Genomic DNA, 26,846 nt, shown 5'->3' on the forward strand with positions numbered 1-26,846 from the left:
ATTAAATTCCGCTCACTGATAAATTTTTAGAAACCATACCGATATCGCCTGCCCCTTGCGTAATCAACAAATCACCTTCACGCAAAACATTACTTAGGATAGGACGCAAATCCGCTTCGCCACCAACATGTATTGGGTCGACATTACCACGCTGACGAATACTGCCACACAAGGAACGACTGTCTGCACCATTAATTGGAGACTCGCCAGCTGAGTAAACATCCAACAAAAGCAAAACATCCACCTGAGATAACACTCTCACAAAATCTTCGTATAAGTCTCGAGTACGCGTATAACGATGCGGCTGATACACCATCACCAAACGCTTCTCTGGCCAACCAGCACGAATCGCCTTAATTGTAGCCAACACCTCACTTGGGTGATGGCCGTAATCATCTACAAACATCACACTTGAGCCATCAGCAAGCTCTAAAGCTTTCTGCTCTTGGAAACGACGCCCAACACCTTCGAAGCCCATCAAACCAGCTTGAATAGCCGTCGATGCAACCCCTAAGTCCGTAGCAACCGCAATAGTCGCCAATGCATTAAGTACATTGTGACGGCCAGGCATTGGCAATCGAATCTTTAAAGGCTCACCTTCTGGTCGGTGAGCCAAAAACTCACAGAAGCCGCCAGTTTGCACGATATCCGTTGCGTAAAAATCAGCTTGCTCATCAATACCATAGGTTAAAACAGGGCGACTTAAAGAAGGCAAAATCTCTCGCACATTCTCATCGTCGACACACAGAACAGCCAGACCATAGAAAGGCAAGTTGTGTACAAACTCAACAAATGTGTGCTTCACTCGCTCAAAATCACCACCATAAGTATCCATATGGTCTTCATCAATGTTGGTAATTATCACTGTTTGCGGCTGCAAATGCAGGAATGACGCATCACTCTCATCCGCTTCAGCAACCAGATAAGAGCTACTACCTAATTGTGCATTAGCCCCAGCACTCGTTAATCGGCCGCCAATAACAAAGGTTGGCGCCTCACCCGTAGCGGCCAATATAGAGGCCATCAAACTGGTTGTGGTCGTTTTACCATGCGTTCCAGCCACAGCAATACCATGACGGTAGCGCATCAGTTCGGCCAACATTTCCGCTCGACGAACAATAGGAACCCTATGCTCTTTACCCCAAATAATCTCTGGATTTTGCTCGTTTACGGCCGTAGAAACCACAATGACATGGGCTTCATAAACATTCTCTTCAACATGGCCAATATAAATTTTGATACCAAGTTCTTCTAAACGCTCAGTAGTCGATGATGACTTAAGGTCAGAACCAGACACCTGATACCCCTGATTATGCAACACCTCTGCAATGCCACACATCCCGACACCACCAATACCTATAAAGTGGATATTTTGAATTCTACGCATCGCAGGAATATCGTACTGAGCTTTAATATCAATCATGATTTAATTAACCTTAAACAATGTGCAACAACATCTTGTGTCGCATTTGGACGAGCGACTAATTTTGCCTGCTCTCCCATTTCTAATAATGTTTCTTCGCTTTCTATAAAACCAGACAGCAAAGAAATAACTTTTTCACAACTTAATTGCGGCTGAGGCAATAAGTAAGCGGCCCCCACTTTTTCTAAGTAGCGCGCATTTTCAGTCTGATGATCATCGATTGCATGAGGGTATGGAACGAGAATAGAAGGCAAGCCAGCGATAGCCAACTCACTGACCGTCATAGCACCAGCACGACACAACACCACGTCAGCCCAATAGTAGGCTTGATCCATGTTCTCCAAGTAGGGCTCGACACGAGCTTCCACTTTTGCCTCATGATAGGAAGTCGCAACCTCATCATAATTTCGCACGCCGGTTTGATGCCAAACATCCAAACGCTGAGAAAAAGGCCACGCAGCCAAAACGTGCGGCATAACATCATTTATGGCTTTTGCACCGAGACTCCCACCCACTACAAGCAATTTCAATGGTCTCGCGACGCCATTCCTAGAGACGCGAGCGGGTTGTTCAAGAATATCACTTCGAATGGGATTGCCCACACTGACAGCCTTAGGAAGAGCACCATCAAAGGCCTGAAGCCTTAAATTTGCCACTTTAGACAACAACTTATTAGTCGTGCCAGCAACGGCATTCTGCTCATGCACAACCAATGGAATACCTAACAGCTTTGCCGCCACACCTCCCGGTCCAGCAACAAACCCCCCCATACCAAGAACAACATCAGGCTTAACTTTTTGCAAAATAGCAACCGCCTGACCAATAGCATGCAGAATCCTAAAAGGAGCAAGTAATAATCCTGGCGCCCCCTTACCTCTTACGCCTTTAATAGACAGAGAATGCAACACAATGTCATGCTTTGGCACAAGAGACTCTTCCATCCCGCCTTTAGAGCCTAGCCACTGAACCTCAACACCCTGATTCTTAAAATTCTGAGCGCAAGCCAATGCAGGATAGATATGCCCCCCCGTACCGCCAGCCATTATGACGACTCGTTTCATTTCACAATCTCTTTCATTTCACAATCTCTTTCATTTCATTCGTAGCCTCAGGGTGATCACCCTTCTCGACCCTTTTATTCTCAACATCAACCCGCGCCACAACAAATAAACTACCCAATGTTATGATCAAACTACTACCACCGTAACTGATCAAAGGCAAAGTAAGACCTTTCGTTGGTAGAAAGCCTGTATTTACACCAATATTAATAATAACTTGAGCCAAAATCAGGATAGAAAAACCAAAACACATATAAGCCGAAAACGGTCGAGACAAGGTCATAGCCTGTCGACCAATTTTAAATGCCCGGGCAACCATAAGAGCAAACAACAAAATCAGCAGCAAACCACCCAACATTCCGGTCTCTTCAACCCATATTGAAAACACGAAATCAGTATGAGCCTCCGGCAAATAAGACAGCTTTTGCACACTATTGCCCAATCCCAAGCCAAACCACTCACCGCGACCATATGCAATCAATGCCTGACTCAACTGATAACCTTCGTTGAAAGGATCTGCCCAAGGGTCAATAAAGTTCATCAAGCGCTTAAGACGATAACTCTCAGAAATCGCCACCACCCCCAACATGGACACCGCACCAATCATCAACAACAGGAATTGATACAAGGGAGCTCCGCCTAAAAACAACAACACCATGACAGTGCCAAGCAACACAACGGATGCACCGAAATCCGGTTCAAACAGAAGGAATAAAAGAAAAATACTACAAAGACAAAGCGGAAGAACGAAACCAACCCAGCCTTCGCGAACTCGATCAGCACGTCGAACCAGATAGCCAGAGACATAAACTACCATACACACCTTCGCGACCTCGGAGGCCTGAAGGTTAAACACCACCAAATTAATCCAACGACGACTTCCGTTAACGCTTTTACCAATTCCCGGCATAAGCACAAGAATAAGCAAAATCAACGACAGCCCCATCATCAATATTCCCCACTTCTGCAACTGATGTGTCGGCAGAGACAACAACACCCATCCAAATATCAAACCAATGGTTAGATATAAGCCCTGCCTCCCCATAAAGAAATAAGGGTGTCCATGAATACTTTCGGAAATGGAAATAGACGCACTAGCCACCATAACCATGCCTAGCGCTAGAATGGCAACAACGGAACCCACGAAAATAGCATCAATTTGGGCAAACTCACGAATAGACACACGATCAAAGATCTTCAACCATGTCATAATTCGGCTACCAGGCTAGCAAAATGCGTACCACGCATTTCGTAGTTTTTATACATATCCAAGCTGGCGCAGGCAGGAGAAAACAACACCACATCACCCTGCAAACCATCTTGACCAATGCTCGCTACAATCTGATCCAAGCTTGCAAAACGTTTTATTTCTGTATCAGCAGGCAATACTTCAGCAATACGTTCAGCATCTTTACCAAACAAATAGACGGTGCGAACAAAATCCTTAACAGGCTTAGCGAGTGCCTGAAAATCGGCACCTTTCCCATCACCGCCAGCAATCAGCAAAATATTTTTCTTGGCAACAGACCCTAATCCCTGAAGAGCAGCCAATGTAGCCCCCACATTAGTCCCTTTTGAATCATTTATATAAGTCACACCATTACGAGTTCGAACCGTTTCACAGCGATGCGGCAAACCGCCAAACTCCTTCAAAACCTGTGCAACAGCATCAGATACAACGTCTACGCCCAGTAACTCAAGCATAGCTAGAGCGGCCAGAACATTGGCGTAATTATGTGAGCCCTTCAAGGCTATTTGAGAAGTATGATATAAATGTTCAACACCGCGACATAACCAAGCCCCATCACCATCTTTGAGCATGCCATATTCTTTTAAATCAGGGCTTTTTGTCGTAAAGGCACGAACAGGAACGCCTTCAGCCAGCAATGGTGCAGTTAAAATATCCTGTTTATTGCAGACTGCCGCTTTACAACCTCGATAGACTTTCTGTTTTGCACGTTGATATTCATAAAGATCTTTATAACGATCCATATGATCTTCAGAGACATTAAGAAGGCAGGCCAAATCGGCCTGAAGTGCATGGGTCGTTTCAAGCTGAAAGCTTGATAATTCCAATACATAAAAATCAGTATTGGGCGCCAATAGATCCAAAGCAGGCAAACCTAGGTTTCCACCGGCTTTAGCATTTTTACCGCTAGCCTGCAGTAGCATAGCCACTAAGGTCGTAACCGTACTTTTCGCATTAGAACCCGTTATTGCCACGAAAGGTGCATCGACATAATCACAGAACAAGTCAATATCGCCACGCATAACAACACCACGTTCAGCCAACCGAGCTAAAACGGGCGTTCGTAATGCAATTCCTGGACTAACGAACAACTCCGTAACGCCAAGCGTTTCAAGTGCCTCCAGACCACCGGTAAAAATACGGTCTTCGGAACAAAACGTCTTGGCTTCTTCTAGACCTGGTGGATTCTCACGAGAGTCCACCACATAAAACTCAATTCCCTTGCTAGCTAAAAAACGTACGCAAGACAAGCCTGTCGCACCCAAGCCGACAACGGCTCTTACCCGATCTGACCCGATCAACGACATGCAGAACTCCTAACGTACTTTTAACGTGGCAAAACCCACCAAAACAAGGCAAACAGTAATAATCCAAAAGCGTACAATCACTTTCGGTTCAGCCCACCCCTTCAACTCAAAGTGATGGTGGATCGGCGCCATTCTGAATATTCTTCGCTTAGTTAACTTATAAGAAGCCACTTGCAATATGACGGACACGGTTTCCATTACAAAAACACCGCCCATGATAAACAAAACCAACTCTTGACGAACAATAACGGCAATGGTTCCTAGCGCCGCTCCCAAAGCCAAAGAGCCCACATCGCCCATAAAAATTTGAGCAGGATACGTGTTAAACCATAGAAAACCTAAACCGGCACCAGCAAGGGCAGCACAGAACACCAACAGCTCACCAGAGCCATAGACATAAGGAATTAATAAATAATCTGCAAAACGAACATTACCCGTTAGATAGGCAAACACACCTAACGCACCGCCCACTAATACTGTAGGCAAAATAGCCAAACCATCTAGGCCATCAGTCAAATTCACCGCATTGCTTGTTCCGACAATGACAAAATAGGTCAGCACAATAAAAAATGCCCCCAGCGGAACAGCCACATCTTTAAATAGAGGCACTATTAAAGCCGTTTCCACAGGAGTTGACGCGGTGTAATACAAGTAAAAAGCCGCTGCTAAGCCAATCACACTCTGCCAAAAGTATTTCCAACGACCTGGTAGCCCACGAGAGTTTTTCTCAACAACTTTTCGATAATCATCAACCCAACCGACCAAACCAAAAGCGAGCATCACCAACAAAACCAGCCACACATATTGGTTACTAAGATCTCCCCATAGAAGCGTACTAACACTAATCGAAAAAATAATCAGCGCCCCTCCCATTGTTGGGGTACCAGCCTTCACCAAATGTGTTTGTGGCCCATCATCACGGACGGACTGCCCTATCTGCAAACGCTGCAAAAAAACAATCACCTTATTACCTATTAATAGAGAAATAAATAATGCAGTGAGTACGCCTAAAATTGCACGCAGAGAAAGGTAGTTAAATACCGAAAAAAAGGTGTGATACTTACTTAAATATGTTGTTAACAGAAGTAACATTGCTAAGGATTATCCTAATTAATTAATGCTTCAATAACATTTTCCATTTTAGCTGAGCGAGAGCCTTTCACTAATATGGCGTGTTTTTTATCTAGCAAACGAACAAACGCCGCCGCCTCTTTATGAGTATTGCAAAAAATAGCCTTACCGCCTTTCTCTTCAAAAGCAGCACCTGCGATACCCGCTACGGGACCAACACAAATCAAACTCGAAATCCCTTTATTTTTAGCATATATACCTAATTCGTAATGAATCTGATCTTGCTGATCACCCAACTCCCCCAAAGCACCTAAAACCAGCCAAGTATCCTCAACAGATTGCATCGCCAACACATCAATTGCCGCCTCAACGGATTTGGGGCTGGCATTGTAACAATCATTAATTAATAACGCGCCATTTTTTGTTTTAAGACGTTCTAATCTTCCCGAAACATGCACGGGAGTAGCTAATCGGGCAGTCGCCTGTTTAAAATCGACACCCAAGATCAACATAGCCAAAACAACCGCCATGCCATTCGCAATCTGATGCTTACCTGCCCCCGCCACGACAACCGACTGAACCTGTCCATTATAATGAAATACCGCTTTACTCAACTCTGCTCCTAGCTCGATGTCTGAAGCAAACAAAACAGCCGAGTCAGTAAAACCAAAAGAATAAACTTGACGATTTCCAGCTAGACCGCACCAATAATCAAAATAAGTGTCATCTGCATTAAGAATAATAGAAGCGTCAGGAGAGGAACCAGAAACCAGTGCGCCTTTTTCTTTTGCTATCCCTTCAAGCCCGCCCAAACCTTCAAAATGACTTCCACTAGCATTCGTTAGAATAACTATATCGGGATAGGCAATCTGAACAAGCAAGGGGATTTCACCCGTAAAACTCGTGCCCGCTTCTATTATCGCAACATCATGAGATTCATCTAACTCAAGAAGCGTTTGTGGGACACCAATCTGATTGTTTAAATTGGCGCGTGTTTTTAACACATTTTTCTCTACAAGAGACTGTGCCAACCAATCTTTTACAGTTGTTTTACCATTACTGCCTGTAATACAGACAACAGGACCATTAAATGCATCTCGAATTAAGCGAGCGATAGCCCCATAAGCCAATGTCGTATCCGGCACTTTGATATAACTCGGAGCGTTAACCTCTCGATTGACTACCACACCGACTGCACCTTCTTGAATCGCCTGACCAATGTAATCATGACCATCAAAACGCTCACCTTTTAAAGCGACAAACACACAGCCAGACACAACCTTTCTCGTGTCTGTTACAATGGCACCGACCGGACGGTTTTCTCCAACCAGCACACCACCACAAGCGTTGGCAATATCTGCAAAAGTGAGGTTAACTAACATAAGCCTCCAAGGCCTTTAAGGCCTCTTCTTTATCATCAAAATGAGACTTAACACCTTGAACATCCTGATAAGTCTCATGTCCTTTTCCAGCAATTACGACCACATCACCAGCCTGTGCCGACAAAATAGCCTTTCGTATAGCCACTCGACGATCAGGCTCAAAACTAAATGGTTCTTCATCACCCGTCTCAGCCAAAATATCCGAAAAAATTTGCTCAACAGACTCTGTCCTAGGATTATCTGACGTCACCCAAACATAATCCGCATTCTTCATAGCCGCCGCCATCATGAGGGGGCGCTTACCGCGATCTCTATCACCACCACAGCCAAAAACACAAATCAACCGACCGCTTGTATGCTCTTTCACCGCTTGCAAGGCCACTTCTAACGCATCGGATGTATGTGCAAAATCAACAACAACCAATGGCGCATTTGACCACTGAACTTTATCCATACGGCCAGGAGCCCCACTCAAGGTAGACAAGCCACTAATTAGCGTGATCTTATCCTCCACTTGGTGCCATAAACTAGCGAGCGCAGCCAAAGCGTTTTGAATATTAAAACGACCTAACAGCGGCAAAAAAACAGGCGTTTCACCTTCGGGATGACATAAAACGAATTGACTCCCAGTTGGTTCAAGCGATAGATGCTTCACATAAAAATCAGCTTGTGAATTTTGCTCACTGTAATAAAGACACTCTGATTGACCAGCACCTTCTGCCATAAAAGCAGCGTAACTGTCATCCAAGCAAAATATGGAGTGCGACAAAGTATCAAAACCAAACAAACGTCGTTTTGCTTGGGCATAAGATTGCATATCACCATGATAATCAAGATGATCGCGAGAAAGATTTGAAAACACCGCAGTCTGAAAAGGCACCCCTTCAATACGACCTTGATCAAGGGCATGTGATGAGGCTTCGAACGCCACAAAATCCACACCTTGATTTGCCATTTCCATCAAAGTTAGGTGTAAGGACAAAAGGTCCGGTGTTGTCTGCTTAGCTTCAGTCAAAGAGTCCAAAGGGCCAATACCAAATGTGCCAACCAACCCACTTGAAAAGCCAATAAATTTAGCCAGTTGAGCCACATAAAAACAAATAGAAGACTTCCCGTTTGTTCCTGTTACCGCCACCATCTGCCTAGGCATACGCCCAAAAAACTTATGCAAGCAAGAAACCAGCAACTTAGCCGGGTTAGCAACACCAATAAGCTCAATATCGTCACGCTGCAAATTTAGATGAGATGGTACAACGGCTACTTTGCAACCTAAATCAACCACCTTATCTAAATAATCCCATCCATTTGAGGAAACGCCTGGCAAAGCAAAAAATACCGAATCTTGGTCTACTTTTCGGCTATCCGTTTCTACATGGCTATATAAAGCAGAATGCGGATTACCCTCTAAAGAGCAATCCGCCAAAGTAAGCAGTTGAGCATGTGTTAATTGCCCCATCTAACCACCCTGTACAACTTGATAAGGGACTTTCTTAGGCTCCAAACGAACTTCCCTGAGCCCCTCAGGCAAATCTGGATAAATATTCAGAGTCGTAAGCGCCCCCTCCATCACACGAGAAAACACTGGTGCAGCAACCTCACCACCATAATACTCTCGACCTTTTGGGTCGTTAACCATTACAACCATTGCTAGTCGAGGGTTAGATGCAGGTGCCACGCCTGCAAACATTGCAATATATTGATCGTATTCATAACCTTTGGACCCCACCTTGTGGACTGTCCCTGTTTTACCAGCAACCCGATAACCTGGAATTTTCGCGGCTTTACCAGAACCACGCTGCACAACCGCTTCTAACATTTTAACAACACTATGCGCTATCTTAGGAGGAATAACCTGCTTACCCTCTGCCGGTACATCTTGCTTAAAAATAGTAACAGGTACCCGATAACCACCATTCGCTAACGTCATATACGCTTGGGCCAGCTGCAAAGTCGACACCGATAAACCATAGCCATAGGATAAAGTAGCAATTTCTGACGGATGCCACTTAGGATGGGAAGGAAGAACACCCGAAGCCTCTCCAGGAAAGCCAATCCCAACAGGAGAACCAATCCCCAACTCATAGTCTATATTCCAAACAGCATCTTGAGGGAGTGATAAAGCAATTTTGGATGCTCCCACGTTACTTGATTTAATAAGTAATTTTTCAAAATCAATTACACCATAATTAGCCGCATCTCGAATTGTAAAACGACCAAACCTTAAATAACCTGGCGACGTATTGATTGTACTCTCGGTTGAGTATTGCCCCGACATTAATGCCGCCGAAATAGTAAATGGCTTCATTGTTGAGCCAGGTTCAAATAAATCAATAACAGCACGGTTGCGTAGCTCTTCGTATTCTAATTTAGATCGATCATTCGGGTTATAAGATGGCTGATTTACCATTGCCAAAATTTCACCTGTTTTCACATCTAAAATCACCGCTGACGCAGATGTCGCCCGATGCTCTGTTACAGCCGCCTTTAATTCTCTGTAAGCCAAGTATTGCAATCTTAGATCAATACTAAGCTCAATATTTTCACCTGGGTGTTCTGTTTTTTCTATGCCAACACCACGAATAATATTGCCAGAAAGGTCTTTCACGTAACTACGGCGCCCTGGCTGACCTTCTAGCGCCTTATCATAGGCAAGCTCAATTCCTTCCTGACCTTTATCATCAATATTGGTAAAACCAACAACATGAGCTGCCACTTCTCCAGCAGGATAAAAACGCTTGTACTCTCTTGTCTTGCTAACACCAACCACGCGAGCCGCCATGATAGCATCAGCTTCATGAGGAGGAATTTGTCTTCTCAAGTACATGAAAGAGCGATTTTTATTTGATTCAAACTTCTCTTGCAACCAAGCACGACCAACCCCCATAGCTTCAGCCAATCGCTTAATTTCTTGCTCTGGACCAACATTAGAAGATGGATCTCTAGGCATTTTCCACAACGCTTTTGGATTGGCAATGATTGTCCAAGTTGGCGTACTTACTGCCAAAGGCTCGCCACGACGATCCAAAATCATCCCTCGAGTCGCTGGGATGGCTTCTGTTCTCACGGCACGAATTTCACCCTGGTTTTGTAGAAAATCCTTATCAACGACCGTCAAATAAAACAAACGACCGCCAGCCACAAGGAACAGCAGTAAGGCAACGCCGTAGACAAACCTAAAGCGCCATTTTCCTGGGGTGTGAACACTATTATCAATACTCATGGTTTCACTATTATCAATTCATCCTGGGAAGGTGCATGCATGTTTAAATCTTTAATAGCCGCTTGTTCCAAGCGACTAGGCTGAGTCAGCGCACTCTGCTCGAGTAACAACTGCCCCCATTTCACTTCATAATCCACTTCGTCTTGTTTCAAAGCCTGAAGGTAAGAGAAGTCTTTCCTGAAATCGTAAACCTGAATAACCACAGCAATAGAAATTATTGCTAACAACACAACGCCTATTGCAAAAATAAGCGGCGTAAAACGAGCGCTAATCACTGACTCGCTCCAAAACACGCAAAACCGCACTGCGAGAACGAACGTTTTCACTCACCTCAGATTGAGAAGGCTTAATTGCTTTCCCCACTGTTTTAAACTTAATATCAAGGTGTGCATTCTGAATGGGTAAATGTCTTGGTAACTCAGGACCTTTCGCTTTCAGCTTCATAAAACGTTTTACGATTCGATCTTCTAAGGAATGGAAGCTAATAACCGCCAATCGGCCACCGACCTTCAAGGCCTCTGTAGCGGCTTCAAGTCCAACTTCCAAATCACCAAGCTCATTATTGATATGAATTCGAATTCCCTGAAACGCTCTAGTTGCTGGGTTCTTACCTTTTTCCCAAGCTGGATTGGCTTCTGCAACAATTTTAGAAAGCTGCAATGTGGTTAAAATCGGCGTATGAGAGCGATATTCACAAATGGCTTTTGCTATACGGCGAGAGAATCTTTCTTCGCCATACTGATACATGACATCCGCCATATCCTTTTCACTGACAGTAGCAATCCATTCTGCTGCACTTTGCCCTTTGTCTGGGTTCATGCGCATATCTAATGGACCATCATTCATGAAGCTGAAACCTCGTTCAGCATCATCAAGCTGAGGAGATGACACCCCAAGATCCATCATCACGCCATCCACTTTATTAACACCAAACACATCATGAATATGCTCAGCCATGTTGGCGAAACTATCTTGAACAATAGAGAACCGTGAATCCTCTTGCTCCAACACCTTGCCATGACCAATTGCCACAGGGTCTTTATCAAAACCAAGCAATCGACCTTTATCTAATCGATCTAAAACCAAACGAGTATGCCCACCGCGGCCAAAGGTCCCATCGACATACAGGCCATTGGTATCAGTTACTAGCATATCGACGGACTCATTAAGCATGACGCTTATGTGTTCTGCCATCGTCTTTGTCATAAAGAAATATCCATCATGGTTTCAGTTTGTAAGTCCTCAAGAGCATCTTGAGATAAATAATCTTCGCGTTGTGCTTCCCACTCTTCTTGGCTCCAAATCTCTAGTTTTTTACCTTGGCCAAGAATCGTTAACTTTTTATCTAAGCGCGCAAATTCACGCAGCGGCGCAGGCAATAAAATTCGCCCAGCTTTATCTACCTCCAAATCAGTCGCGTGCCCCACCAAAAGACGTTGCAAACGCCTAGCTTGAGGCTGAAAGGTTGGCAGCTTGTCTAATTTCTGCTGAATCAATTCCCACTCAGACAAGGGATAGAGCAACAAGCATCGAGATACAGGATCAATAGTGACAACCACACCATCGTCATCATATTGCGAAAGATCATCGCGTAACCGTGCCGGAAGAGACATACGCCCCTTAGCATCAACGCTTACCTGATGAATCCCACGAAACATTGCCATATCCCACTTATCGACACTTTATCCCACAATTTAACACTATTTATGAAAAAGAGTAAAAAAAAACGAAGTAAATAGCCCCAATTAGATGCAAGGATTCTGTAAAGACGTAAAAAAAGAGTGGAATTGGCGAGTTAAAACAGAAAATCTTGAAAACAATCCCACTTCCGTGAATAAATCCAGAGAGCCCTGCAAAAAGTGAGAAGAACAAACAAAGGAGAAAGCTGACAAAGCAAAAACACACCAAGAGAAATGCCTTTGGCGCTAGAAAATAAACCAAGAGAAATGCCTTTGGCACTAGAAAATAAACAAGCGGGGATTATATGAAGAAAAGAGTGTGCAAGCTGGCCGATAAGCCGGGTTCTGTCGTGGACAGTCATTCATCTAATACGTACATCACTGCACGTCTTTAGCAACCTACCCGAACTCAGCGCGGGTCACGCCAAAGAGTTCCTATTTGGTCTTGCTTCAAGTGGGGTTTACCATGCCACGAACTGTTGCCAGTCGCGCGGTGCGCTCTTACCGCACCATTTCAACCTTACCGGCAGTAAACTGCTTAGGCGGTATATTTTCTGCTGCACTTTCCGTAGGCTCACGCCCCCCAGGCGTTACCTGGCACTTTACCCTGCGAAGCCCGGACTTTCCTCCCCTCAATAAATTGAGCGGCGACTGTCTGGCCAACTTGCGAGGGGCATAGTACTTATCTATAGAAACAATAACAAGTGATTTTCTAAAAAGACAAAGACACTTAAGATAAAGGCAACTCAAAGCACACTTCTAAGCCACCACACTCACGATTACGCGCTGTTATTTTCCCCTTATGGGCACGAATAATACGCTGAGAAATAGTCAACCCGACCCCAAAGCCACCACTGTTGGCCTCACGCGCCTCTGAAGAACGATAAAAAGCATGAAAAATTTTCTCTAACTTATCATCTGACACACCCGGGCCATTATCACGAACATAAATGAAAGCAGTACCGGCCTTTTCTTGCGTCTCAACCTCAATCACACCTCCAGCACCTGCATAAAAACAGGCATTACGAAGCACATTTTCAATAGCATGGCGTAGCTGCAAAGGATCCCCTAGAATTGTTTTGGGAAGTCGACCTGTCTTAGTTACAGAAATCCCCTTCAATTGGCTTTCAAAACTGACATCCTCAACAATCTCACCCAACCACTCCTGAAGATCCATTTCTTGTTTCATTAACGAGGCAGCTTCTAAGCGACTTAAAGTAAGCACCTGACCTATCAACTCATCAAGCTCATGAAGCTCCGTACGAATGCGCGACAAATAGCCTTTTTGCACCTCCATTGCATACTTATCTTCCGCTATAGTCAAAGCCACCTCGATCCTTGCTAATGGCGTTCTTAGCTCGTGAGACACATCACGCATTAACCGCTCCTTAGAGGAAAGCAAGGTATCTATCCTGACCGCCATTTCATTGAACTCACGCGCCAATTTACCGACGGCATCACTTCGTCGTGTCAATTTATTCTCGACCCTTGCTGTCATATCACCTCGCCCAAAAGAGCGAGTGACACGCTGCAATTTTAGCAAAGGCCCTAAAAGCCAATAAGCCAACACACCACTAGAAACCAAAAGACCCAACAATGAAAAACCAACCACAACCTCTGGGGCAAGAGAATCGATTTCTGGATTAGGTTTAAAAATCAACAGATATTGAACATTATTCCCGCCAATTACCTGAATAAACTGACTGTGCAAAAAATCTGCCGCCGGCTTAGTTGAAACACTCGGTGCATTTTGCTCCCTAAAATTACGAGGCAGTGGCTTTAAAAGCGGACGACCATTTTCCTGGTAAAGATAAATGGTCCCTGACAAACGCTTTTCTGCTTTTTTTGTTTCTTCTTGCAAAGAGGTAATACCAAACTTTTCATACCCAGCGACCAACTGAACACCAACATCCCCCAATAAATCAGCCGACACCTGGTTGCGTTTCTGTATAAATTGCACCATCCCCAAACCAATACTCACAACAACAATATTGGACAGTAACACCACCAGAAACACACGCAGAAAAGTATTTTTCATAAACGACTAAGCACCCTGCTCATTTGATACAAAAATATAACCAACACCGCGTACGGTTTTAATCCTAGGATCGCCACACTCTAAATTACCAATCTTCTTACGTAGATTACTAATATGCATATCCAAACTCCGGTCATACATGGTTAACTTACGACCTAACGCTTTCTCAGAAAGTTCTTGCTTAGTAAGCACTTGACCTGGAGCCATCAACATACACTCTAGCAACGTATATTCAGATGTCGTCAGCTCAACCAACTCACCTTCCAAATAAACAGTGCGATCTTTACGACGCAATAAAACACCAGAAAGTTCTATATCAGCCGTTGGATCATCTTCACGCTCTTGCCCCGCCCGACGCAAAATAGCCTTAATACGAGCAAGCAACTCCCGAGGATTAAACGGCTTCGACAAATAATCATCAGCCCCCATCTCCAAGCCAAGAATTCGATCAATATCGTCACCTTTCGCTGTAAGCATAATAACGGGGACAGCGCTTTTATTACGAATCTGCTTCAAGGTTTCAAAACCATCTAGCTCGGGCATCATCACATCAAGAATAACAATATCTGGCATGTCTTCAGACATAAGGTCAAGTGCCTCACGACCATTCCAAGCATGAGCAACCTGATAACCCTCTCCGTCAAAGTATTCTTTAATTAGATCAGATAAACGAGCATCATCATCAGCAAGCAACAACTTAACCATAAATATTCCCTCTCATTTTTTCATTATTTAGCAGGCAGTTACATCGCCATAAATTCAATTGTAAATATTACCTTAGGGACCTACAAACTCCTTCCCCTCTTTTCAATCTATTTACAAAGAATACTAATATGATGAACTTAGCTACCAATAAAACACAAAAAAGACCGCAAAATGCGGCCTTTTCTAAATCACAAATTATTTAGCAAATAGAACAAACTTACCCTTTAAATGGGTCACGAATAACAATAGTTTCATTTCTATCTGGACCTGTTGAAATAATATCAACGGGAACTCCAACCTGCTCTTCTAAAAAGCGAATATAATCTTGAGCATTTTTAGGAAGCGCCTCAAAACTTTCAGCGCCTACTGTTGATTCAGACCAGCCAGGCAATTCAACATAAACAGGCTTGGCTTGCTCATAACCTTCACTATCAACCAAAGAACCATCCACAGGATTGCCATTCTCATCAGCATAAGAAACACAAACTTTGATTACAGAAGAGCCATCAAGAACGTCCAACTTAGTCAAACAGATACCTGAAACAGAGTTGATCTGAACCGCATGACGTAAAGCAACCGAGTCAAACCAACCACAGCGGCGAGAACGTCCCGTAGTCGCACCAAACTCATGACCACGACGCCCCAAGCGCTCACCATCTTCGTCGAACAACTCTGTAGGGAAAGGACCTGAACCGACACGCGTCGTGTAGGCTTTTGTAATACCCAACACATAATCCAAATACAAAGGACCAAAACCCGTACCAGCTGGCGCACCACCTGCCGTTGTGTTTGATGAAGTCACATAGGGGTAAGTACCGTGATCAACGTCCAACAACGACCCTTGAGCACCTTCAAACATGATGTTCGCACCCGCTTTGCGCAAGTCATGCAACAAAGTGATAGTGTCAGCCACCATTGGACGAAGAAACTCTGCCATTTCCAAACCAGCAGCGTAGACTTCATCAAAAGAAATTGGCTCAACTTTATGGTATTGAGTAAGAACAAAGTTATAGTACTCAAGCACTTCTTTTAACTTAGAGGCAAAGCGCTCCGAATCCAACAAATCACCTACACGAATAGCACGGCGAGCAACCTTGTCTTCATATGCAGGGCCAATTCCGCGCCCTGTAGTACCAATTTTTTTCTCACCCTTAGCAAGCTCTCGAGCCTGATCAATGGCAATGTGATAAGGAAGAATTAATGGACAAGCGGCACTAATTTTCAAACGATCAACCGCTGGAACACCTTGCTCCAACAACTCCTGCACTTCTTTTTTCAAAGCCTCAGGAGACAACACAACACCATTACCAATAATACATTGAACGCCTTCGCGCAAAATGCCAGAAGGGATCAAGTGCAAGACTGTTTTCTTGCCATCGATAACCAAGGTATGACCTGCATTATGACCACCTTGAAAACGCACAACAGCAGCAACGTCTTCAGTAAGCAAGTCTACAACCTTACCTTTACCCTCATCACCCCATTGAGTGCCTAGAATAACAACATTTTTACCCATAACTTCAGGTCTCATTTAGATAGTTCTTAAAGAAAAGTCTAGTTTTGAACTGGCATCAACTGCCAAGCTTCATCAACAAATTCAAGCTTAAAATCTGCATTTTCAGGGCAAACATCATCCAAGACCTCTACCACACGATATCCTTCAGTACGCAAGGCGTTCACTTTCTGCCAAAGCTCATCGCTAGCACAAATTGGCGACAGAACAGTCTTTGGTTTTGAAACCACAATATCCGCCAAAGCAACCAAAGCCTTCACATCCGTACTAAAACCTGTAGCTGGGCGAGACCGGCCGAATACCTGCCCAATATTGTTATAACGCCCACCTCGAGCAATCGCATTACCATGACCAGGAACATAAGCAGCAAAAACCACACCGGTATGATAACTGTAAGAAACCAAATCACTGAGATCGAAATGCAGGCCAACATTAGGAAAACGCTGACAAATTGAATCGCTCACTTCCTGTAATAAAACAATCGCATCATGGATTGACTTACTTACAGTACCTAGTAAATCAGCCGCATGCTTTAACACCTCTTTACCACCACACAAGCGAGGCAAACCAACTAGCCATTGCTTTTGCTTCTCATGTAGACAGTCGAGCCCCTCAACATAGCGATCAAGCTCTGGCAAATCTTTTGCCTTGTAAAGCTCAATTAATTTACCTTGCTGATCCGCACTCAAATCACAAGCAGCAAGCACACCACTTACAACGTCAACATGCCCGAGATCAAGAACAAGATTAGGCAAACCGGCAGTAGATAAGGTTTTTAACATCAAAGACAACACTTCAACATCACTTTCTACGCCACCATGACCATAAATTTCTGCCCCCAACTGAATAGGGCTGCGAGTACCATCTAAGCCAGCCGGCATGGTTCTCAACACACTGCCACAATAACTCAAACGTTGCACACCATCATCTTTAAGGCAATGAGCATCTATACGAGCAACTTGAGATGTAAAATCAGCTCGAATACCCAGAAGTCGGCCTGATAATTGGTCGATCACTTTAAAAGTTTCAATTTCTAAGTCTGAACCGGCACCCGTAAGAAGGGAATCCAAATACTCTAAAAGAGGAGGTATTACTAATTGGTATCCCCAACTTTCATGGAGATTAAGCAGAGTTCTCCGGAGATGCTCAATCTTAGCGGCCTGTTCAGGCAACGCCTCGTCAACGCCCTCTGGAAGCAACCAGCGATCTGCTAAAGTCATTAAATTATCCTCTTAGCTTCGGGTCAGCAAAAGAAGCATTAATCCAAGAAACATACTAACCGCACCCAAAATCCGCAAATTCCAATCTGAACTCGCGATAGCCTTTACCATTATTTCTCGCCAGATATTTGGAGCGAGAAACGGTAAAACACCCTCGGCAATCAATAAAAGGCTGACGCCAACCAGCAGCGACTGCAACAATTCCTGCATAGATTCTCTTTATTTTGACCATTAAAAAACCGGGCCTAGCCCGGTTTGTGTAATAGTAACATGTTTCCTATTTTAACAAATAGGCTTCAAGCATGAATATTGACGAATATCCACTCTATTTAGCACCCGTGCTAGTAGAGCTATTCAGATACTTGAAAAATTCGCCATCAGGCTCAAGTACAAACAAGTCATTCTTATCTTTAAAGCTTTCACGATACGCCTGAAGACTACGATAAAACTCATAAAACTCAGGATCTTGCTTGTATACTTTAGAGTAAATAGCCGCCGCCTTTGCGTCACCGTCACCACGAATCATTTCCGCATCACGTTGCGCTTCAGCCTCTAAAACCACTTGCTGACGATCCGCATCCGCGCGAATACCTTCCGCCAACTCCAAACCTTTCGATCTGTGCTCACGAGCTTCACGCTCACGCTCTGTTCTCATACGCTGATAAACAGACTCACTAACATCAGGCGGCAAGTCAATTCGCTTAACTCGGATATCCACAATCGAAATACCCAACTCATTCTGAGCCACCTTATTTAGGTCATCACGTAACTCCGTCATTAACTGGTCACGCTCTCCAGAAACCACTTCATGCATCGTGCGCTCACCAAACTTATTTCGAAGCCCAGTATCAACACGCGAAGACAGTACGCGGTTGGCAACAAACTCATCACCAGAGGTCGCTTGATAATATTTAGCAACAGAATCAATTTTCCATTTAACATACGAATCAACCACAACCGCCTTTTTTTCCAACGTCAAATAACGCTGAGGACGAGAATCCATGGTTAAAATTCGAGCATCAAATTTCTTAACCTCATTCATGATTGGCAGCTTAAAATGGATGCCAGGCTTAACATCAGACTGAACAATTTCACCAAACTTAAGCACAACTGCACGCTCAGTTTCTTTAACAACAAAAAGCGTTTGAGAAGCCACTAAAATACCAAGAAGAACAACAAATAAAACCGCAAAAGAAAAACCTTTCATTAGTTTCTGCCCTCCCTACGAATAGTTGTACTTTGGCGCTTACGAAGCTCTTCAAGAACCTGATCAGTCAACGCTCCAATATTTGCAGAACTTGCACTACCAGTTCCTTTTGATGATTCAGCTCGCTGCTTCATCATTTGATCCAAAGGCAAATACATCATGTTGTTTCCACCTTTCGTGTCGACAACGACTTTATTAGCATCTTTATAAACCGACTCCATCGTTTCAATATACAAACGACGACGCGTAACATCTGGCGCCTTGGTATACTCACGATACAAACGATCAAAACGATCGGCTTGACCACTAGCCCGCGCCACTATTTCAGATCGATAAGCTTCGGCTTCCTCTCTAATACGCTGAGCACGACCACGAGCTTCTGGGATGATGCCATTTGCATATGACTCTGCCTCATTACGCACTCTCAACTCATCCTCTTTCGCTTTGATAACATCATCAAACGCTTCCTGCACTTGTGTTGGTGCTTGAGTATTTTCCACGTTAACTTTTGAAATCAATAGCCCTGTACCATATGCGTTACTATAATCCTGGATACGTGATTTAACCTCTGTCGCCAATAACTCACGCCCCTCAGTCAAAATCTGATCCATTTCAGAACTACCAACCACATGACGAAGCGCACTTTCCGTCACCTGAGCAAGAGACTCTTCTGGATTACGAACATTAAGCAAAAAGTCTTTCGGATTCTGAACTGAATATTGGACAGAAACCCCAACCTCAACAATGGCATCATCAACCGTCAGCATTAACGCCTTGTGATCATGAGAACGTACTTTCGTCACATTCACTTTACTCACAGAGTCAATCATCGGCGGATTCCAATGAAGACCAGGCATTACAGTAGAATGATATTTGCCCAAACGTAGAACAACACCTCTCTCCTGCTGGTCTACCTGATAAATACCTGTTGCTGCCCACAAAGCAAGCACAGCCAACAAGATTATCGCAATCAGACCACCACCGAATTTACCTGACATACCAGAACCACCACCATTAGAGCCGCCGGATTTGCGGGATTTTTTCACTCCCAACATATCCATCAACTTACGAAAAGCTTCATCCAAGTCAGGTGGACCTTGATCCTTGCCGCCTGGCTTACGACCCCAAGGGTCATTATCAGGCTCCTTCTCACGATCTCCATCAGGGCGTCCAGCACCATTATTTCGGTTTTTATCTGGATTCCATGGGTCATTGTCGTTATTACCCGGTTCATTCCAGGCCATACTACATCTCCACTTTATTTTAATGATAATCCTGTGTAACTTACGCGGCTTCTATCTGATCCTCAGACATGCCAGCGCGAGCTAAAATCTGTAAATAATCTTTTTTAGGCAGTTTGACATCCAAAACAAAACGACCCGCTTCATCAAAGCGCTCCGATTTAACCGCTCCATGCTCAAACAACATCGCCCTTAAACGCCCATACTTGCTTGACAAATAAAGCGTCTCATCCAAAACATCTACTGCAAGCAACTCAGCAATAGCTTGTTTTAACAGATCAATACCTTGACCATCACGAGCAGACAACCAAACTCGCAAAGGGTTCCCGTCAGCATCCCTATCTATTCTAGGTTCTGCCGTTGGCAATGCATCTATTTTGTTAAACACTGTCAATGTAGGCACTTCATTAGCACCTATTTCTTCCAATACAGAATCAACATGCTTCATATTCTCATCGCGAGAAATATCCGCTGCATCAACCACATGCAACAACAAATCCGCTTCAGACGACTCTTTAAGTGTCGCCTGAAACGCTTTAATCAATCTGTGTGGCAACTGGCGAATAAAGCCCACTGTATCAGCTAGAACAACAGAGCCTATCTGCTCAATATCCAATCGCCTTAATGTCGGGTCTAATGTTGCAAAAAGTTGATCTGCCGCATAAACCTCAGAACCAGTGACACGATTAAATAATGTCGATTTTCCCGCATTCGTATAACCAACTAAGGAGACTGTCGGAACAGAGGAACGACCACGAGAACGGCGACTTTGATCACGCTGAGACCCAACTTTTTCAAGTCTTTTTTGAATGGATTTAATGCGCTCACGAAGCAACCGGCGGTCTGTTTCAAGCTGAGTTTCACCCGGCCCACGCATACCTATACCGCCCTTCTGACGCTCTAAGTGCGTCCAACCACGAATAAGACGAGTTGACATATGTTGGAGTTGAGCCAACTCAACCTGCAACTTACCTTCATGGGTACGTGCACGTTGAGCAAATATATCAAGTATCAGCCCAGTACGATCAAGCACTCGACACTTCAAAATACCTTCTAAATTACGCTCTTGGGAAGGAGACAATGCATGATCGAAAAGAACCACCTCTGCTTCTTCGCGATCAACAATTTCTTTAATTTCTGCTAGCTTACCAGAACCAATAAAGTATCTAGCATCAGGGCGCTGACGAGATCCTGTGATAACGGCCACAGGATCGGCGCCGGCAGAAATAGCAAGTTCAACAAACTCTTCTGGACCATAAGACTCATTTTGATCATGAAAATCTATATGAACCAATACAGCTATATCACCACTATCTGGACGTTCAAAAAACAATCTAGTATTCCTCTGCTTGCCTAAGATCAGACAAACTATTCAGCGTCATCTTCCGGCTGATCAGGAGACGGGATGCGAATTGTGCGGGATGGAACAACCGTAGAAATGGCATGTTTATAAACCATCTGACTTACGGTATTTTTCAAAAGAATCACAAACTGATCGAATGATTCGATTTGACCTTGAAGCTTAATTCCATTTACAAGAAAGATAGATACTGGCACTCTTTCTTTACGTAGAATATTTAGATAAGGGTCTTGTAATGATTGCCCTTTTGACATTGTGATCTCCTTAAACAAGCAAAAAATATTAAATTAAATATTGATAAAACAATACTGTAGATACTACACCAAATCTTTAACTATTTCCCCTATATAATCCTGCTTTCTATGTAATTCAAGGCCTGGGGTACAAGTTCTTTAGACAAACTGTCAAAAATCATCAAATCTTCCCACCCCCTTAGCCAAGTAAGCTGCCTTTTAGCCAACTGACGAGAAGCAACCACCCCTTTAAAGATAGCATCATCTAACAAATCATCACCATCTAAATACTGCCAAAGTTGACGATACCCCACGCAACGCATTGATGGCATTTCAATCGTTAAATCACCACGATTGTATAAAGCCTCCACTTCCGCTAAAAAACCTTGGTCCATCATCTCATAGAAGCGCTGCTCTATTCTTTCATGCAAGACACTTCTCTCTTTAGGCATAACAGCCATATTGATCATATCAAATGGCAAAGAGACACTTTCCTGCTCAGCCCACCACTGCGTCATCGTCTTTCCAGTTAATCGATACACCTCAATTGCTCTCTGTAAACGCTGAGGGTCATTCGGATGAATACGAGATGCCGCCTCTGGATCAAAAGTTTGCAACTCTTCGTGTAAAGCTGGCCAACCTTTTTCTGCCGCTTCATCTTCGATTTTCGCCCTTAACGCCGCATCCGCATTCGGCATTTCAGCCAACCCTTTCTGAAGCGCATTGAAATACATCATGGTACCGCCTACCAAGAGTGGCGTTTTGCCTTTGGCAATAATTTCTTGAGCATGGGCTACCGCATCAATCACAAAGTCAGCCGCAGAATAAGACTCCAATGGATCAATAATATCAATCAAGCGATGAGGCGCTCTGGCCAACAATGCCGCATCTGGCTTCGCTGTACCAATATCCATACCTTTATAGACCAAGGCAGAATCAACACTGATAATTTCAAAATTATGATTTTCAGCTAACTCAACCGCCAGACCCGTTTTCCCCGAGGCAGTCGGCCCCATCAAACAAACAACTTGTGGTTTCGTCATATCAACGCCCTCTCAAAAAGAGTTTATCCAAATCAGACATACTCAAATGCGCCCAAGTCGGTCGACCATGATTACATTGACCACTACGCTCGGTTACTTCCATATCACGAAGAAGACTATTCATCTCTGCAATAGTCAACTTACGATTCGCCCTAACAGCGCCATGGCAGGCCATCGAAGCCATTAACTCATTTGCCCTTGATTCAATAAGATCTGAAACACCATTTGCAGCCAAGTCACTAATCACATCACGCACTAAACTTTCTACATCACCACGAATCAGTATAACGGGAACTTCGCGAACCATAACACTTTCCAATCCAGTTCTATCAACACGAAAACCGAACGCCTCAAAGGCAGAACCATTTTCCTCAACCAAATCCGCCTCACTTTGTGAAACAGAAATATTAATTGGCACCAATAAAGGTTGAGTCGAAATATTTTTCTGGTAAAACGCCGTTTTCATGCGCTCGTATACAATTCTCTCATGAGCCGCATGCATATCGACTAGAATCAAGCCCTGCTCGCTCTCCGAAAGAATATAAACACCATGCAACTGTGCAACAGCATAGCCAAGAGGAGGTACAGCTTGATAGTCACCTTCAAATCTTACAAAAGGGTCAGCGCCTTGCCCCAAACTACTAAGGGGAGCAATCTCTCTTATTTCACCCGTCTCAAGGTCAACTTCTTCCGCCTTAGACACATACTCTTGCGCATAACCAGAAAGTCGATTCATACCATCAAGCTGACTACGCACCTCAGCACCGCCCAATGAACTTGGCGAGCCACGCATCCAATCCATCGAATTCGATGTTGATCTATTAGACAAAGGCAAAGCAGATTGTTCCGCAATATTCGAACTATATTCAACCGACTCACTACCACCACTATTAGGGTCACTCACACCCGTTGGCGCAGCGTCCGACTCAGGTCGAACATCGGCAATCGCCTTGTGAATTCGGCTAAACAAAAAGTCATGAACCAAACGGCCATCGCGAAAACGCACTTCATGCTTAGTGGGGTGAACATTGACATCCACTGTCGATGGATCAAGTTCTAGATACAAAACAAAAGTGGGGTGACGACCATTATACAAAACATCCCGATAAGCTTGTCGCACAGCGTGAGCGACCAACTTATCTTTCACCACACGACCATTAACAAAGAAGTATTGCAAATCCGCCTGAGAACGAGAGAATGTTGGCAAACCAATCCACCCCCACAAACGCAGACCAGCGGCTTCCACATCCAGAGTTAAAGAATTCTCAATAAATTTTTTACCTAATAGAGTCGCCAATCTGTGCTCAGCGTGAAGCTGGTCTGTGACAGGTCGCAAATCGTAAACCTGCTTACCGTTATGACTTAATCGGAAGCCAGTTTCATAACGACTGAGCGCCAAACGCTTCACCACTTCTTCAAGGTGGGTAAATTCTGTTTTTTCTGTACGTAGAAACTTACGACGAGCGGGCGTATTAAAAAATAAATCCCGAACATCAATAGTCGTTCCTTGCGGGTGAGAAGCAGGACGAACTGCAGTCGCCATATCCTTACCTTCTGCCTCAACACGCCATGCTTCTTCTTCATTTTCAGCCTGAGAAGTTAAGTGCATTCGAGAAACGGAGCTAATACTAGCCAAAGCCTCTCCACGAAAGCCTAGCGTACGAACAGCCTCCAAATCATCTAAAGTGATAATTTTACTTGTCGCATGACGACTTAATGCCAAAGGCAAATCATCTTTCATGATCCCCGTGCCATTATCACGAATTTTGATTCGTCGCACTCCTCCTTGCTCGACATCAATATCAAGCTGAGACGCGCCCGCATCAAGGCTATTTTCTAATAATTCTTTTACAACGGAAGCTGGTCGCTCAACCACCTCTCCGGCTGCAATTTGGTTGGCTAAACGCGGAGACAAAAGATTAATTCTTTTCATGAACGACCTTTTAAATGTGAAACAACCTTTATAATCAACAAAGGCTTCAATGTGACTTTATCCTGCAGGAATAACAAGTTTCTGACCAATCCAGATAACATCATTATTTAAGTTGTTCGCTTTTCTCAACAAAGGCAATGACACCTGATTACGGCGAGCTATTTCAGATAAGGTATCCCCCTTACTAACGGTATAAACATAATCTGAATGCTTTTTCTGCTTCCAAGCCACCAAAGTGCCATCAGGAGCATTCTTCGTAAAATATTCAACCACCCCTTTAGCAATAGAGGCGGCTAATTTCACCCTATAATTACGACTAGAAAGATTTTTAGCTTCGGTTTTATTGGAAACAAACCCCGTTTCAATCAGAATCGATGGAATATCAGGAGACTTCAACACAACAAAACCGGCCTGCTGAACACTGTTTTTATGCAACACAGCAACACGCTTCATTTCCCCTAAAACACTCTTACCTATATTTAAGCTCATTTGAATCGTAGAATTCATCGACATATCTAATAAGACTTCAGCAAGCAATTGATCTTTATCATCCAATGAAATACCACCCACCAAATCGGCTGAATTTTCTTGCTGAGCTAACCAACGTCCCATTTCAGAACTTTTACCACTTAATGACAGCGCCCAAACAGAAGCACCTCGAGCGCTAGATTTAGTAAATGCATCGGCATGAATAGAAATCATCAAGTCCGCATTAGCCTCACGCGCCACCCGAGAACGATCTCGCAACTTCAAGAAAGTATCTGTTGAACGTGTCATAACAGCTTTAAAACCATCCACAGCATTGATACGTCTAGCCAACTCTTTACCTATGGACAACACAACATCTTTTTCTCTAACTTTATATTGCCCTAATGCACCAGGATCTTTACCACCATGGCCGGGATCAATTGCAATAACAATGTCACGTTTCTCTTTTGATAGATTTGCTAAACTTTTGACAATAGTGGCAGGCTTTTTAACACCATATTCAAGCTCAACTAAAATGCGCGGCCCATAAGTTCCATTGGCCGCTAACACCGTACTTTTGGCTTTAGCAGACTGACCAAGGTCTAATACAAAACGAACCCCATCATCTCGTTTTGCATAACGCACCCTCAGCAAAACATCCGAAGATAGCGCAGAAATATCATTTACAACGGATGCACTTAAATCCACACCGCTAATGTCTAAAACAATTCGATCAGGATTAGAAAGAGGAAAGATACGATGTTCCGATGCTTTAGACAGCTCAAAAACCAGACGTGTCACTCCTTCTTGCTGAGCAACACGAATATCGCGAACCTCTGCAGCATAAACATTCAATGCCGCTAAAGATAAAAACAAATTAATTAAAATAAAAAGATAAGTACGAAATTTAGTATGCATATCAGACAGCTAGCTAGTATATCTGACACACTATAACTGCTGATTAAATGGATCTCAATCTTACTTATAGTAAAGTCTTCTATACATCAAGAAGTTATGATGTCGCGCAAAACATTTAATGCTTCATTTCCCTTTTCAGTTTGAGACTCCAATAAGACATTACGACCTTGCTTAATAAGCCCTAATGAAATCATTACATCCGCCTCAGGAAGAATCCCCCGTCCCATTTCAGCCCACTCAATTAGACAAACACTACCCTCAGAAAAATAATCTCTAACACCCATAAATTCTAATTCTTCAGGGTCTGACACTCGATACAAATCAAAGTGGTAAGCTTCCATAGTAGATAACTCATATGGCTCTACAATGGTATAAGTTGGACTCTTAACAGGCCCTTGGTAACCCAATCCACGCAGTATTCCACGCACCATGGTAGTCTTCCCCATGCCGAGGTCACCCTCTAAATACACCACCATGCCAGCCTTTAGTGCAGATGAAAAAGCTACCCCCAAAGCCTCCATAGCCCCTTCCCCAAATACATCTTTCTCTAATCGCATTAATTTTTTCCTCTTTGCCTC

The 26,846-nt window shown here is 43.8% G+C and carries 24 protein-coding genes and 1 other RNA gene; all 25 read right to left on the reverse strand.

The window, feature by feature from the left end; all coding sequences use genetic code 11:
- Position 1: 1 nt before the first annotated feature.
- The 25 genes from murC to tsaE all read right to left on the reverse strand — a co-directional run bounded on the left by murC (position 2) and on the right by tsaE (position 26,825).
- A complete protein-coding gene (gene murC, locus C0J08_RS12500) occupies positions 2-1,423 on the reverse strand; it encodes a UDP-N-acetylmuramate--L-alanine ligase (protein ID WP_212652286.1) in 1,422 nt (473 codons plus the stop codon).
- Positions 1,420-2,484 carry an undecaprenyldiphospho-muramoylpentapeptide beta-N-acetylglucosaminyltransferase gene (gene murG, locus C0J08_RS12505; protein WP_212652287.1) on the reverse strand — a complete coding sequence of 355 codons (1,065 nt, stop codon included), beginning with the start codon at positions 2,482-2,484 and terminating at the stop codon, positions 1,420-1,422. The genes murC and murG overlap by 4 nt, the downstream gene beginning before the upstream one ends.
- Before the next feature lie 13 nt (positions 2,485-2,497).
- Positions 2,498-3,691, reverse strand: coding sequence for a putative lipid II flippase FtsW (gene ftsW, locus C0J08_RS12510; RefSeq protein WP_212652288.1), 1,194 nt, complete (start codon positions 3,689-3,691; stop codon positions 2,498-2,500).
- On the reverse strand, positions 3,688-5,037 hold the full coding sequence (gene murD / locus C0J08_RS12515; protein WP_212652289.1) for a UDP-N-acetylmuramoyl-L-alanine--D-glutamate ligase: 1,350 nt from the start codon (positions 5,035-5,037) through the stop codon (positions 3,688-3,690). The genes ftsW and murD overlap by 4 nt, the downstream gene beginning before the upstream one ends.
- A gap of 9 nt (positions 5,038-5,046) precedes the next feature.
- The gene (gene mraY, locus C0J08_RS12520; protein ID WP_212652290.1) at positions 5,047-6,129 is read right to left on the reverse strand and encodes a phospho-N-acetylmuramoyl-pentapeptide-transferase; all 1,083 of its coding nucleotides are present in this window, start codon (positions 6,127-6,129) and stop codon (positions 5,047-5,049) included.
- 14 nt (positions 6,130-6,143) lie between these two features.
- Entirely contained in the window at positions 6,144-7,490 is a 1,347-nt protein-coding gene (locus tag C0J08_RS12525) for a UDP-N-acetylmuramoyl-tripeptide--D-alanyl-D-alanine ligase (RefSeq protein ID WP_212652291.1), read from the reverse strand.
- Positions 7,480-8,946, reverse strand: coding sequence for a UDP-N-acetylmuramoyl-L-alanyl-D-glutamate--2,6-diaminopimelate ligase (locus C0J08_RS12530; protein ID WP_212652292.1), 1,467 nt, complete (start codon positions 8,944-8,946; stop codon positions 7,480-7,482). The genes C0J08_RS12525 and C0J08_RS12530 overlap by 11 nt, the downstream gene beginning before the upstream one ends.
- Positions 8,947-10,710 (reverse strand): peptidoglycan D,D-transpeptidase FtsI family protein, encoded by a 1,764-nt coding sequence (locus tag C0J08_RS12535; protein WP_212652293.1) that lies wholly within the window; start codon positions 10,708-10,710, stop codon positions 8,947-8,949.
- Positions 10,707-10,985, reverse strand: a complete 279-nt coding sequence (gene ftsL, locus C0J08_RS12540; protein ID WP_212652294.1) for a cell division protein FtsL — start codon at positions 10,983-10,985, stop codon at positions 10,707-10,709. The genes C0J08_RS12535 and ftsL overlap by 4 nt, the downstream gene beginning before the upstream one ends.
- A complete protein-coding gene (rsmH, locus tag C0J08_RS12545; protein ID WP_212652295.1) occupies positions 10,978-11,916 on the reverse strand; it encodes a 16S rRNA (cytosine(1402)-N(4))-methyltransferase RsmH in 939 nt (312 codons plus the stop codon). The genes ftsL and rsmH overlap by 8 nt, the downstream gene beginning before the upstream one ends.
- A complete protein-coding gene (gene mraZ / locus C0J08_RS12550; RefSeq protein WP_212656303.1) occupies positions 11,913-12,368 on the reverse strand; it encodes a division/cell wall cluster transcriptional repressor MraZ in 456 nt (151 codons plus the stop codon). The genes rsmH and mraZ overlap by 4 nt, the downstream gene beginning before the upstream one ends.
- Positions 12,369-12,707: 339 nt before the next feature.
- Positions 12,708-13,056, reverse strand: an RNA gene (gene rnpB, locus C0J08_RS12555) — RNase P RNA component class A.
- Between the two features lie 63 nt (positions 13,057-13,119).
- Complete coding sequence (locus C0J08_RS12560; RefSeq protein WP_212652296.1) at positions 13,120-14,427, reverse strand: HAMP domain-containing sensor histidine kinase; 1,308 nt, start codon at positions 14,425-14,427, stop codon at positions 13,120-13,122.
- 6 nt (positions 14,428-14,433) lie between these two features.
- On the reverse strand, positions 14,434-15,132 hold the full coding sequence (locus C0J08_RS12565) for a response regulator transcription factor (RefSeq protein WP_212652297.1): 699 nt from the start codon (positions 15,130-15,132) through the stop codon (positions 14,434-14,436).
- 217 nt (positions 15,133-15,349) lie between these two features.
- Positions 15,350-16,648, reverse strand: coding sequence for an adenylosuccinate synthase (locus tag C0J08_RS12570; protein ID WP_212656304.1), 1,299 nt, complete (start codon positions 16,646-16,648; stop codon positions 15,350-15,352).
- A gap of 38 nt (positions 16,649-16,686) precedes the next feature.
- On the reverse strand, positions 16,687-17,865 hold the full coding sequence (locus tag C0J08_RS12575) for an ATP phosphoribosyltransferase regulatory subunit (protein ID WP_212652298.1): 1,179 nt from the start codon (positions 17,863-17,865) through the stop codon (positions 16,687-16,689).
- Positions 17,866-17,877: 12 nt separating this feature from the next.
- A complete protein-coding gene (locus tag C0J08_RS12580; protein ID WP_012070317.1) occupies positions 17,878-18,075 on the reverse strand; it encodes a DUF2065 family protein in 198 nt (65 codons plus the stop codon).
- A 115-nt stretch (positions 18,076-18,190) separates the two neighbouring features.
- On the reverse strand, positions 18,191-19,072 hold the full coding sequence (gene hflC, locus C0J08_RS12585) for a protease modulator HflC (RefSeq protein WP_212652299.1): 882 nt from the start codon (positions 19,070-19,072) through the stop codon (positions 18,191-18,193).
- Entirely contained in the window at positions 19,072-20,316 is a 1,245-nt protein-coding gene (gene hflK / locus C0J08_RS12590) for an FtsH protease activity modulator HflK (protein ID WP_212652300.1), read from the reverse strand. The genes hflC and hflK overlap by 1 nt, the downstream gene beginning before the upstream one ends.
- 40 nt (positions 20,317-20,356) lie before the next feature.
- On the reverse strand, positions 20,357-21,646 hold the full coding sequence (hflX, locus tag C0J08_RS12595) for a ribosome rescue GTPase HflX (protein ID WP_212652301.1): 1,290 nt from the start codon (positions 21,644-21,646) through the stop codon (positions 20,357-20,359).
- A 35-nt stretch (positions 21,647-21,681) separates the two neighbouring features.
- Positions 21,682-21,927 (reverse strand): RNA chaperone Hfq, encoded by a 246-nt coding sequence (gene hfq / locus C0J08_RS12600; protein WP_012070321.1) that lies wholly within the window; start codon positions 21,925-21,927, stop codon positions 21,682-21,684.
- Positions 21,928-22,016: 89 nt separating this feature from the next.
- Positions 22,017-22,949, reverse strand: a complete 933-nt coding sequence (gene miaA, locus C0J08_RS12605) for a tRNA (adenosine(37)-N6)-dimethylallyltransferase MiaA (RefSeq protein ID WP_212652302.1) — start codon at positions 22,947-22,949, stop codon at positions 22,017-22,019.
- A gap of 1 nt (position 22,950) precedes the next feature.
- Positions 22,951-24,882, reverse strand: a complete 1,932-nt coding sequence (gene mutL / locus C0J08_RS12610) for a DNA mismatch repair endonuclease MutL (RefSeq protein ID WP_212652303.1) — start codon at positions 24,880-24,882, stop codon at positions 22,951-22,953.
- A gap of 57 nt (positions 24,883-24,939) precedes the next feature.
- Positions 24,940-26,268 (reverse strand): N-acetylmuramoyl-L-alanine amidase, encoded by a 1,329-nt coding sequence (locus tag C0J08_RS12615; RefSeq protein ID WP_212652304.1) that lies wholly within the window; start codon positions 26,266-26,268, stop codon positions 24,940-24,942.
- Between the two features lie 86 nt (positions 26,269-26,354).
- Positions 26,355-26,825: a tRNA (adenosine(37)-N6)-threonylcarbamoyltransferase complex ATPase subunit type 1 TsaE gene (gene tsaE, locus C0J08_RS12620; protein WP_212652305.1), complete on the reverse strand. Its 471-nt coding sequence runs from the start codon at positions 26,823-26,825 to the stop codon at positions 26,355-26,357.
- Positions 26,826-26,846: the final 21 nt, after the last annotated feature.

It is taken from the genome of Marinomonas sp. CT5 (assembly GCF_018336975.1).
In the GTDB taxonomy this organism is placed as follows: Bacteria; Pseudomonadota; Gammaproteobacteria; order Pseudomonadales; family Marinomonadaceae; genus Marinomonas.